The organism is Serratia ficaria (assembly GCF_900187015.1).
In the GTDB taxonomy this organism is placed as follows: domain Bacteria; phylum Pseudomonadota; class Gammaproteobacteria; order Enterobacterales; family Enterobacteriaceae; genus Serratia; species Serratia ficaria.
The window spans coordinates 820577-832567 of sequence record NZ_LT906479.1 but is presented as its reverse complement, the minus strand read 5'-3'; the positions used below and the strand labels follow the sequence as shown (position 1 = coordinate 832567).

Genomic DNA, 11991 nt, shown 5'->3' with positions numbered 1-11991 from the left:
GGACAAAGGGGCGGCGAAAAGGTTTTATGCCGGCGACAAAAGGCGGCCCCCGCGGGCCGGACCTGACGCCAGATAAAAACACCAGTAAAAATCAAATAATCAGAATATAACTTCATATTAATTGTTTTTCATAAATTCATCATCGCATGACGAAAAACAATTAAATCCCCGCCCTTTCCCCAAGAAATATCTTAATAAAAATACAGATAGTTCTTACCTTTTCGCTCCCCCTCCTCCATCGTCATGGTTATTGTCACGCCTTGTTTATAAGCAAACGGCGGTTTATTTATAGGCGCCCGCCTCGGACAATACGGCCTTCATCCATTGATGCCCTTTATCTCGTTCAGAAGAATCATGCCAGGTCAGATAGCAGGTCGCCTTATTTTCTTCCGGCCATAAAGGCAACGCCTTTATTTTCAGCGACGTCGCCAGCTGACGCACCAGCCAGGCCGGAGCAATGGCGATCATCTCCGTGAGGGAAACCATATTCAATACGCTGTATAAATCGGTGCACTGCTGGATAACGGCGCGCTGCATAAATTCATCGGTATAGTAAGGTTTGCTGAACGATCCGAAACTCTCCAGGGAAACGACCGCATGCCGTTCCGTTAAAACCTGATCCCGCGTAACGCGGTCGGCGATTCGCGGATGTTCCTGCGCCGCCGCCAGCACTAACTCATCGTCAAATAATGCCACATTGCGAAACTCCTCCGAGTCAAAACGACTGTAGCCGATGACGAATTCCACGTTCTGATAACGCAATTGATGCTCGATGTTATGGTTAATATATGACTTCATTTGCAAATTCAGCAGAGGCGCTATCTGTTTTAGATGATTTATTATGTTTGCGCCCAGGCGTAAATCGAGCGGGCTGCACAGCGACAGCGAGAAAACGCGCGTGCTGTTCAGCGGTTCGAATTCTGCCCCGGGCAGTTCATTTTGCACCAGCTGCAGCGCCTGGCGCACCGGCCCAAACAGCTGTCTGGCGCGCATGGTGGGTTGGATCCCGCGCCCGCAGCGCACGAACAGTTCGTCGTTAAACATCACCTTCAGACGCGCGACGGCGTTGCTCACCGCCGGCTGCGACATCCCCAGCGAATTGGCGGCCCGCGTAATATTCTGCATTTGCATGACCGAATCGAAAACGGTCAACAAATTAAGATCGACGCTGCGCAAATGAATATCCGACGGTTCTTTAACCCTGATCACTTCTGAATCATATTCAGCCATATCTCACTCCACTCTATCCTGTGTAGTTAATCCAATCCCTATGCAGAAGAAACAATGATAAGCCGCATTGATTTATTCACACACGACACAACCATCACCCTTCAATTCAGTTGATAAATGTCATGCCATAACACGAATACAGGGCGCACGGCAGAGGCCGCTCATTCAACCGAGAGAGGCTCAGCCAATGTCATACTAATAAATAGGTAGCAATAATCATGAGGCGCTAAAATCGGCCTCGTCTTATAAGACAAACTATAAAAACACATCATGAACCATCAAACTACTTAAAACCCATCAATAATTTATGTAAACACACCGCGACGGAGGGTTTTATTCTCAAGGCAATAAATAAAACACATGCATTTTCATTAAAGCATTTGCTAAAACAATAAAAAGCCTCTCATTCTCCGCAGTCGATGCCACTTATTGCCTCCCATAAATTTTAACCCAATTAGAAGTAGAAGCAATTGCCGCCGTATATATTCGATTCGTTTATGCTAAGCAGCGCGCAAACCGCCCCCTTCTTTTACGCTGACCCATCGCTTTTTCACCGAACTATCCTCTGCTTTCATCCGGCGCCAATTTGCCCGCGGCGAATTACCCGTGCATTCAATCAGGTGTTGACATCGCCAGGCCAATAAAGTATCAAATTAGGCAACGACACAAATTTAAGAGAAGCTGAACCCTCATGATCCGTACTCACCGTCTACTAGGCCTACTACTTAACGCATCTTGTTTGCGCGGTATGCTGGTGGACGGAGTTCAGAGCTGACTCAGCCCATCATCCATAAGAAACCCGCGCTACTGCGCGGGTTTTTTTTTACCCGCTTAGCGTGAAATCAACACGATAAGGAACGCCCCGATGAGCCAACAAGTCATTATTTTCGATACCACGCTGCGTGACGGTGAACAGGCGCTGCAGGCCAGCCTGAGCGTAAAAGAAAAGATTCAGATCGCGATGGCGCTGGAAAGAATGGGCGTCGACGTGATGGAGGTCGGCTTCCCGGTCTCCTCGCCGGGTGACTTCGAATCCGTGCAGACCATCGCCCGCCAAATCAAGAACAGCCGCGTCTGCGGGTTGGCCCGCTGCGTCGATAAAGACATCGACGTGGCCGCCGAAGCGCTGCGCGTCGCCGAAGCCTTCCGCATCCACGTTTTCCTGGCCACTTCGACCCTGCACATCGAATCGAAACTGAAGCGTTCGTTCGACGAAGTGCTGGAGATGGCGGTGCGCTCGGTCAAACGCGCCCGCAACTACACCGACGACGTGGAGTTCTCCTGTGAAGACGCCGGCCGCACGCCGATCGACAACCTGTGCCGGGTGGTCGAAGCCGCCATCAACGCCGGCGCCACCACCATCAACATCCCGGACACCGTCGGCTACACCACACCGAACCAGTTTGGCGGCATCATCACTACCCTGTATGACCGGGTGCCAAACATCGACAAAGCCATTATTTCCGTCCACTGCCACGACGATCTGGGCATGGCGGTCGGCAACTCCATCGCCGCGGTGCAGGCGGGCGCACGCCAGGTCGAAGGCACCCTGAACGGCATCGGCGAACGCGCCGGCAACTGCTCGTTGGAAGAGGTGATCATGGCGATTAAAGTGCGCCAGGACATCATGAACGTGCACACCAACATCAATCACCAGGAAATCTTCCGCACCAGCCAAATCGTCAGCCAGCTGTGCAACATGCCCATTCCGGCCAACAAGGCCATCGTCGGCTCCAACGCCTTCGCCCACTCCTCCGGCATTCACCAGGACGGCGTGCTGAAGAACCGCGAAAACTACGAAATCATGACCCCGCAGTCGATCGGCCTGAAAGACGTGCAGCTGAACCTGACCTCGCGCTCCGGCCGCGCGGCGGTGAAACATCGCATGGAAGAGATGGGCTACCAGGAGCAGGACTACAACCTGGATACCCTGTACGCCGCCTTCCTGAAGCTGGCCGACAAAAAGGGCCAGGTATTCGATTATGACCTGGAAGCCCTGGCCTTCATCAACAAGCAGCAGGAAGAGCCGGAGCATTTCGGCCTGGATTACTTCAGCGTGCAGTCCGGCAGCAGCATTATGGCCACCGCCTCGGTGAAATTGGTCTGCGGCGGCGAAGAAAAAGCCGAAGCCGCCACCGGCAACGGCCCGGTCGATGCGGTCTACCAGGCGATCAACCGCATTACCGGCTACCCGATCGAACTGGTGAAATACCAGCTGACCGCCAAAGGTCAGGGCCGCGACGCGCTGGGCCAGGTCGACATCGTGGTGTCCTATAACGGCCGCCGCTTCCACGGCGTGGGCCTGGCGACCGACATCGTCGAATCTTCCGCCAAGGCGATGGTTCACGTATTGAATAATATTTGGCGCTCACAGCAGGTAGAAAAAGAAAAGCAGCGCTTGCAGCAAAGCAAACATCAAAATAATCAGGAAACGGTGTGAACATGACGAAGACTTACCATATTGCCGTCTTGCCCGGAGACGGAATCGGCCCGGAAGTAATGGCCCAGGCGCACAAGGTGTTGGACGCGGTGCGTCAGCGTTTTGACATCCGCATCACCACCGCAGAATACGACGTCGGCGGCATCGCCATCGACCGCCACGGCAGCCCGCTGCCGCCGGCGACCCTGGCCGGCTGCGAGCAGGCGGATGCGATCCTGTTCGGCTCGGTGGGCGGCCCGAAATGGGAGCACCTGCCGCCGGCCGAGCAGCCTGAACGCGGCGCCCTGCTGCCGCTGCGCAAGCACTTCAAACTGTTCAGCAACCTGCGCCCCGCCCGTCTGTATCAGGGGCTGGAGGAGTTCTGCCCGCTGCGCGCCGATATCGCCGCCCGCGGCTTCGATATCCTGTGCGTGCGGGAGCTGACCGGCGGCATCTACTTCGGCCAGCCGAAGGGCCGCGAAGGCCAGGGCATGCAGGAGCGCGCCTTCGATACCGAGGTCTATCACCGTTTCGAAATTGAACGCATCGCGCGCATCGCCTTCGAATCCGCCCGCAAGCGCCGCAACAAGGTCACCTCTATCGACAAGGCCAACGTGCTGCAAAGCTCCATCCTGTGGCGCGAAGTGGTCAATCAGGTCGCCAAAGACTATCCGGACGTGTCGCTGTCGCACATGTACATCGACAACGCCACCATGCAGCTGATTAAGGATCCGTCCCAGTTCGACGTGCTGCTGTGCTCCAACCTGTTCGGCGACATCCTGTCCGACGAGTGCGCGATGATCACCGGCTCGATGGGCATGCTGCCTTCCGCCAGCCTGAACGAACAAGGCTTCGGCCTGTATGAGCCGGCGGGCGGCTCCGCGCCGGACATCGCAGGCAAAGGCATCGCCAACCCGGTGGCCCAGATCCTGTCCGCCACCCTGCTGCTGCGTTACAGCCTGGGCGCCTTCGAGGCGGCCGACGCCGTCGAGCGCGCCATCAACCAGGCGCTGGAACAGGGCTACCGCACCGCCGATCTGGCCGGTGAAGGCAAAGCCATCAGCACCGATGAAATGGGCGACATCATCGCCCGCTTTGTAGCTCAGGGGGCATAACATGGCCAAAACCTTATATCAGAAGCTGTACGATGCCCACGTGGTCTACGAAGCGCCGAACGAAACGCCGCTGCTGTATATCGACCGCCATCTGGTGCACGAAGTCACTTCGCCGCAGGCGTTCGACGGCCTGCGCGCCATGGGCCGCAAGGTGCGCCAGCCGGGCAAGACCTTCGCCACCATGGATCACAACGTCTCGACCCAGACCAAAGACATCAACGCCAGCGGCGAGATGGCGCGCATCCAGATGCAGGAGCTGATCAAGAACTGCGCGGAGTTCGGCGTCTCGCTGTACGATTTGAACCACCCGTTCCAGGGCATCGTGCACGTGATCGGCCCCGAGCAGGGCATGACGCTGCCGGGCATGACCATCGTCTGCGGCGACTCGCACACCGCCACCCACGGCGCGTTCGGCTCGCTGGCGTTCGGCATCGGCACCTCCGAAGTGGAGCACGTGCTGGCCACCCAGACCCTGAAGCAGGGCCGCGCCAAGACCATGAAGATTGAAGTGACCGGCGACGCCGCCGAAGGCATCACCGCCAAGGACATCGTGCTGGCGGTGATCGGCAAAACCGGCAGCGCCGGCGGCACCGGCCACGTGGTGGAGTTCTGCGGCAAAGCCATTGAAGCGCTGAGCATGGAAGGCCGCATGACGTTGTGCAACATGGCGATCGAAATGGGCGCCAAGGCGGGCCTGGTGGCGCCGGACGACACCACCTTCGATTACCTGAAGGGCCGCCAGTTTGCGCCGACCGGCAGCAACTGGGAGCAGGCGGTAGAATACTGGCGCACGCTGAAGTCCGACGACGACGCCAAATTCGACGCCGTGGTCACGCTGCGCGCCGAAGACATCGCGCCGCAGGTTACCTGGGGTACCAACCCCGGCCAGGTGATCGCCGTCAATCAGGCGATCCCGGCGCCGGAATCGTTCAGCGATCCGGTCGAGCGCGCCTCGGCCGAAAAGGCGCTGGCGTATATGGATCTGAAACCGGGCATCAAACTGACCGAGGTGCCGATCGATAAAGTGTTTATCGGCTCCTGCACCAACTCGCGCATCGAAGACCTGCGTGCGGCGGCGGCGATCGCCAAGGGCCGCAAGGTCGCCAGCGGCGTGCAGGCGATCGTGGTACCGGGCTCCGGCCCGGTGAAGGCGCAGGCGGAAGCCGAAGGGCTGGACAAAATCTTTATCGAAGCCGGTTTCGAATGGCGTTTGCCGGGCTGCTCGATGTGCCTGGCGATGAACAACGACCGCCTGAACCCGGGCGAGCGCTGCGCATCCACCAGCAACCGTAACTTCGAAGGGCGTCAGGGCCGCGGTGGGCGCACCCACCTGGTCAGCCCGGCAATGGCCGCCGCGGCCGCCGTTGCCGGCCATTTCGCCGATATTCGTGATATTCACTAAGGGGCTACCGTGGCTAAATTTACTCAACATACCGGTTTAGTGGTGCCCTTGGATGCGGCAAACGTCGACACCGACGCCATCATTCCCAAACAGTTTTTGCAGAAGGTGACCCGCACCGGTTTCGGCCAGCACCTGTTCAACGACTGGCGTTTCCTCGACGACGCCGGCCAGCAACCGAACCCGGAATTCGTGCTGAACAAACCGCGCTACAAAGGGGCCAGCATCCTGCTGGCGCGGGAAAACTTCGGCTGCGGCTCTTCGCGCGAGCACGCGCCCTGGGCGCTGACCGACTACGGTTTCAAGGTGGTGATTGCACCGAGCTTCGCCGATATCTTCTACGGCAACTCGTTCAACAACCAGCTGCTGCCGGTCACCCTGAGCGAACAGCAGGTCGATGAGCTGTTCAAGCTGGTGGCGGAGCGCGAAGGCGTCGAGTTCGTGGTCGATCTGGAAAACCAGACCGTCAACGCCGGCGGCAAGAGCTACCCGTTCGAGATCGACAGCTTCCGCCGCCACTGCATGATCAACGGGCTGGACAGCATCGGCCTGACGCTGCAGCACGAAGCGGACATCTCCCGCTACGAAGCGCAGCAGCCGGCGTTTCTGAACTGATCATCGGCGTATACCCTAAATAATTGGAACTGCGGCAAGGCGGCAAGTAAGTTAATCCCCTGGAGCTTAGTGTACTAAGTGACAGGGGTGCACTTACGCAGCCAACACGGCGGCAGTTTCAAGTATGACGGGTATCACCAGTAACCCAACCACTTCCACCATGCCCCGCCGATCAGCATCCAGATCAGCAGGTTGATTACGCTCATCACCAGCCCCGCCTTCCACCACTCGCCCAGCGTCACATAGCCGGAACCGAAGATAATCGGCGCGGTGCCGGTGCCGTAGTGGGTCAGCGACATCATCAGCGAAGAAGAGAACGCCAGAATCAGCCCCAGCAGCGCCGGCGGCGCGCCAAGCGCTATCCCGGCGGCGAAGAAGGCGGCGAACATCGCGGTAACGTGCGCGGTGGTGCTGGCGAAGAAGTAGTGAGAATACAGATAAATAATGGTGAGCAGCACGGTGCCGCCGACCCAGCTCATGCCAATATGCGCGATGCCGCCGCCCACGGTCTGCGACAGCCAGCCGATCAAGCCCAGCTTGCCGAGGAAGCTGGCCATCATCACCAGCGCCGAGAACCACACCACGGTGTCCCAGGCCCCTTTGTGTTTCAGCACGTCTTCCCAGCTCAACACGCCGGTGGCCAGCAGCGCCGCCAGGCCAATCAGCGCCGCGGTGGTCGGATGCACCGCCAGCGCCGGCCCGAAGATCATCGCCGGAATGCCGGCCCACAGCACCAACAGCAGCGCGAACACCGCCAGGGTGATTTTCTCCGGCAGCGTCACCGGCCCCAGCGCCTGCAGTTTCTCGCGGGCGAAACGCGGCGCATCCGGGGTGCTTTTCACCTCCGGCGGATACAGCAGGTAAATCACCAGCGGCATGACGATCAGTGAACACAGCCCGGGCACCAGCGCGGCCACCGCCCACATCGACCAGGAAAGCTCGAAGCTGCCCTGAGTGCCTTTGGCGATCAGGCTGACGATCAGCGGGTTAGGCGCGGTGGCGGTAATAAACATCGCCGAGGTGACCGGGTTGATGTTGTAGTTGACCAGCGACAGATAGCGGCCGATTTTGCCGGAGGTATTCAGCTCGGGCCTGGAGCCGAAGCTGTCGGCGATCGACTTCATGATCGGGTGAATAATGCCGCCGCCGCGCGCGGTGTTGCTGGGGGTCACCGGCGCCAGGGTGGTTTCCGCCAGCGTCAGCGCATAGGCGATGCCCAGCGTTTTTTTGCCGAACAGCGAAATGAAATAGTAACCGATGCGCGCCCCCAGGCCGGTTTTGTTCAGGCTGAGGGAGATCATGATAGAAAAGCCGATCAGCCAGATCAGCGGGTTGGAGAAGCCGCTGAGCGCGTCGTCCAGCGCCGCGCCCGGCTTGCCGGGGTGGGTTACGCCGGTCACCGCCACCAGCGCGATGGCGATCACCGCAACGGCGCCGATCGGCATCGCCTTGCCGATGATGGCGATGATGGTGCCGATAAACAGCGCCAGCAGCTGCCAGGCATTGGGCGCCACGCCTTCCGGCACCGGAATGAAGAACCAGACGATCAGCGTGGCGGCGACGGCGCACAGGGAAGGAACGGGCTTGAGCGGTGTCAGTTTATCCATAACGTACCCACTTTTCTAAACGGATCGGCATCTCAACGGCAAGATGGGCGAGAACGCGGCGATCGCGCTCTGTGTCCGTTTAGCTTGGGCGTGTGGCTTAAGCTTCTCAATGACTTGCGTCAATAATGACGGCGTTCGATCTCACACTTCGCGCACCCGGGCGCTGATCCACAGCGCCGCCACCGCCAGCAGCGCCGCCAGCCAGTAAACCGCGTAGTGCCCCAGGTTTTCCACCAGCGCCCCCTGCAGCACCCCGGCCAGGATCACCCCGGTGGAAATGCTGTTGGTGAACAGCGTGGTGGCGGCGCCCGGCCGCCCAGGCATCAGGTCCTGGAAATAGAGCATGCCGATACCGGCGATAATGCCGATAAAAACGGCGTTGAGCAGCTGCAGCGCGATCAGCGCCAGCTTGACCTTGAACACCACCAGCCCGAGGTAAAACAGCACGCCCGCCGCGACCGCGAACAGCATCATGTTGCGCTTGCCGAAGCGTTTGACGTAATAACCGGCCAGCAGCATCGCCGGGATCTCCAGCCCGGCGGCGGTACCCATCAGCAGCCCCGCCAGGCTCTCCGGCAGGCCGAGATCGGCGGTGATGTACAGCGGCATGTCGATGATGTACATGGTGTTGCAGGTCCACATCAGCATCGAGGCGATAAACAGCAGCCGCACGTCGCGGTTGCGCCAGGCGCTGGCGGGCGCGATCGGCGCGGAGGCGCCGCCCTGCAAACTATCGCCCGCCTCTTGTGCACGCGGCACCGACGGCAGGGTGAACCACACCAACAGCGTACACAGGGCAAAGGTGGCGGCGGCGATCAGGAACATCGCCGTGAAGCCGTAGCTCAACGCCAGCGCGAAGGACAGCGGCGGGCCCACCACCCAGGCCAGCGACAGCTGCGCGCGCATCACCGAACTGAACATCACCACCTCGCGCGCTTCGCTGTCGGCGTATTCGCGCGCCAGTGCGAAAATCTGCGGCATGGCGGTGTTGGCGACCGCCGACATCAGCACCCCGGCGGTGATCAACGTCAGGTAGTCGCGGTTGAAGGCGAACAGCAGGCAGTTGCCGACCGCCATCAGGCAGCACAGCAGGATCAGCATGCGGCGATCGCCGCGGGTGTCGGAACGCTTGGCCAGCAGGAAGCTGACGGCAATGCCGGCGACGGCGTTGGCGGTATAGAACAAACCGACCCACAGCGGCCGCACCTGCACCTCGGTGGTGAGAAACAGGCTCAGCGTCGGCGCCAGCAAGGCGCCGGCGATGCCCGAAAGAAAGGCGATCAGCAGGAAAGCGGCAAAAATGGGATTAAAACGTCGTGACAGCCAGCTCAGGTGTTGCATATCTTCGTCCCTGACCCTAAAGCAGAAGTGAAAACCTTAGGCTACGCGCTGGAAATTGCAAGGAGATGGCGTTGCCGACGATAAAAAAACCAGTGGGTTGCCCCACTGGCTGGTGAAATTGCACCATTACTCAGAAACTCTTTTGCCCTGCCTATTTCAAGCCGCAGCGTCGTTCAAAGATGTTCGCGGTACTGCTTTTCGGTCATTTCCTTGATATTCCACTGGGTCAGGTGGGCCAGCATCTCCAGCCGCGCCTGCTCAGGCACCAGGCCCAGCCAGTCGGCGTGCTGGCGGCGCACCGCGCTGAAATAGCGCTGATAGAACTGTTTTGACAAGAAAGCTTTCATCATTCGCCCTCCCCCTTTCATTGAGGAAAATTATCGGCGTAATATAGGGAAAGATAAATTGACGGATTGATGCGGGAGCGTTCCTCTTTTATGTCCACCTCCAGATTGCAGCAGCAGTTCATTCGCCTGTGGCAACGCTGCCACGGCGAAGCCACCGAAACCACGCTGCAGGAGCTGGCGGAAGTGCTCAGCTGCTCGCGGCGCCACGTGCGTTCGTTGCTGAGCGCCATGCAACAGCAGGGCTGGTTGACCTGGCAGGCGGAGTCGGGGCGCGGCAAACGATCCCGGCTGACCTTTCACTACACCGGCCTGGCGCTGCAGCAGCAGCGGGCCGAGGAGCTGCTGGAGCAGGACCGCATCGATCAGCTGGTGCAGCTGGTCGGCGACAAAAACGTGGTGCGCCAGATGCTGCTGTCCCAGCTGGGCCGCAGCTTCCGCCAGGGCAAACACATCCTGCGGGTGCTCTACTATCGCCAACTGTACAACCTGCTGCCCGGCTCGGCGCTGCGGCGTTCGGAGACCCACCTGGCCCGCCAGATTTTCAGCGGCCTGACGCGGATAAACGAGGAAAACGGGGAACTGGAGTCCGATCTTTCCCATCATTGGCAGGCGCTGACGCCGCTGCACTGGCGTTTTTATCTGCGGCCGGCAATTCATTTCCACCACGGCCGCGAGCTGGAAATGGAAGACGTCATCGGCACCATCAACCGCCTGACGCCACAGCCGCTGTTCTCGCATATCGACCGCGTGACCTCACCGACGCCCTACGTGATCGACGTGCATCTGCGCAGCCCCGATCACTGGCTGCCGTGGCTGTTGGGCAGCGTGCATGCGATGATCCTGCCGCGCGAATGGCCGAGCCTGCCGGATTTTGCCCGCCACCCCATCGGCACCGGGCCTTACAGCGTGGTGCGCAACCACCGCAGCCAGATGAAAATCCACGCCTTCGACGACTACTTTGGCTACCGGGCGCTGATCGATGAGGTGAATATCTGGGTGCTGCCGGAGGTGACCGAAGAGCTGGTGCACTCCGGCGTGCAGCTGCAGGGCGACGATACCGGCAAAAACGAGCTGGAAAGCCGGCTGGAGGAGGGCTGCTACTTTCTGCTGTTCGACCAGCGCTCCCCGCTGGCGGCCGATCCGGCCATCCGCAGCTGGCTGTGCGAACTGATCAATCCGATTGCGCTGCTGGCCAACGCCGGTCCGGTCTACCAGCGCTACTGGTCGCCGGCCTATGGCCTGCTGCCGCGCTGGCACCACAACCGCGCGCTGGCGCAGCAGCCCAAGCCGGCGGGCCTGACCGAGCTGACCATGACCCATTTCAACGAGCACTCGGAGTTCCACGCCATCCGCCAGGCGATCGAGCCGCTGCTGGCGCTGCACGGCATCAAACTGATCGTGCAGAGCGTCGACTACGAGGTCTGGCATAAAGGCGATGCGCAGAGCGATCTGTGGCTCGGCAGCGCCAATTTTTACCTGCCGCTGGAGTTTTCGCTGTTCGCCACCCTGTATGAGCTGCCGCTGATGCAGCACTGCATGAGCGAGGATTTAGCCCAGGACGCCGCGCTGTGGCGCGCCAACCGCCTGCCGCTGGCGGAATTCTGCCAACGGTTGGTCAGCCGCCACCATCTGCATCCGCTGTTCCACCACTGGCTGCAGCTGCACGGCCAGCGCAGCATGCGCGGGGTACGGATGAACACCCTCGGCTGGTTCGACTTCAAATCCGCCTGGTTTGCGCCGCCGGAGGCATAAGCGCCTTTCGTCGGCGTCGGTTAGTCTTTACAATAGCGCCGTCTCAACGGGGTGCGGAAAATGAGCTGGCGCGACCGGCCGCTTTTCCGCTGAGAGCACACCCGTCGAACCTGATCCGGTCAATACCGGCGGAGGGATTTGAGCCCAGCGATCCGGCGTAACCGCC

At 59.8% G+C, this 11991-nt stretch carries 9 protein-coding genes and 1 riboswitch; of the genes, 5 read left to right on the top strand and 4 right to left on the bottom strand.

From position 1 onward, the window contains the following. Positions 1 to 282 precede the first annotated feature (282 nt). Positions 283 to 1230 carry a transcriptional regulator LeuO gene (leuO, locus tag CKW09_RS03850; protein ID WP_061794950.1) on the bottom strand — a complete coding sequence of 316 codons (948 nt, stop codon included), beginning with the start codon at positions 1228 to 1230 and terminating at the stop codon, positions 283 to 285. A gap of 865 nt (positions 1231 to 2095) precedes the next feature. On the opposite strand from leuO, the gene leuA reads away from it, so the two are divergent. From leuA to leuD, 4 genes are read left to right on the top strand one after another with little or no spacing between them, the layout of a single operon-like run. Beyond that, entirely contained in the window at positions 2096 to 3670 is a 1575-nt protein-coding gene (gene leuA, locus CKW09_RS03845; RefSeq protein ID WP_061794949.1) for a 2-isopropylmalate synthase, read from the top strand. Positions 3671 to 3672: 2 nt separating this feature from the next. Next, the gene (gene leuB, locus CKW09_RS03840; RefSeq protein WP_061794948.1) at positions 3673 to 4764 is read left to right on the top strand and encodes a 3-isopropylmalate dehydrogenase; all 1092 of its coding nucleotides are present in this window, start codon (positions 3673 to 3675) and stop codon (positions 4762 to 4764) included. A 1-nt stretch (position 4765) separates the two neighbouring features. Further along, positions 4766 to 6166 (top strand): 3-isopropylmalate dehydratase large subunit, encoded by a 1401-nt coding sequence (leuC, locus tag CKW09_RS03835; RefSeq protein WP_061794947.1) that lies wholly within the window; start codon positions 4766 to 4768, stop codon positions 6164 to 6166. A 9-nt stretch (positions 6167 to 6175) separates the two neighbouring features. Further along, the gene (gene leuD / locus CKW09_RS03830) at positions 6176 to 6778 is read left to right on the top strand and encodes a 3-isopropylmalate dehydratase small subunit (protein ID WP_061794946.1); all 603 of its coding nucleotides are present in this window, start codon (positions 6176 to 6178) and stop codon (positions 6776 to 6778) included. 134 nt (positions 6779 to 6912) lie between these two features. Here the strand turns inward: leuD and CKW09_RS03825 are convergent, their stop codons facing one another. The 3 genes from CKW09_RS03825 to sgrT form a co-directional block, all read right to left on the bottom strand. Next, positions 6913 to 8385, bottom strand: a complete 1473-nt coding sequence (locus tag CKW09_RS03825; protein WP_061794945.1) for a DASS family sodium-coupled anion symporter — start codon at positions 8383 to 8385, stop codon at positions 6913 to 6915. A 141-nt stretch (positions 8386 to 8526) separates the two neighbouring features. Next, on the bottom strand, positions 8527 to 9726 hold the full coding sequence (locus CKW09_RS03820; RefSeq protein ID WP_061794944.1) for an MFS transporter: 1200 nt from the start codon (positions 9724 to 9726) through the stop codon (positions 8527 to 8529). A gap of 173 nt (positions 9727 to 9899) precedes the next feature. Beyond that, complete coding sequence (sgrT, locus tag CKW09_RS03815; RefSeq protein WP_083950329.1) at positions 9900 to 10076, bottom strand: glucose uptake inhibitor SgrT; 177 nt, start codon at positions 10074 to 10076, stop codon at positions 9900 to 9902. Positions 10077 to 10163: 87 nt separating this feature from the next. Between sgrT and sgrR the strand changes: the two genes are divergently transcribed. Further along, on the top strand, positions 10164 to 11825 hold the full coding sequence (gene sgrR / locus CKW09_RS03810) for an HTH-type transcriptional regulator SgrR (RefSeq protein WP_061795075.1): 1662 nt from the start codon (positions 10164 to 10166) through the stop codon (positions 11823 to 11825). 37 nt (positions 11826 to 11862) lie between these two features. Further along, positions 11863 to 11980: riboswitch (TPP riboswitch) on the top strand. The last annotated feature ends 11 nt before the right edge of the window (positions 11981 to 11991 follow it).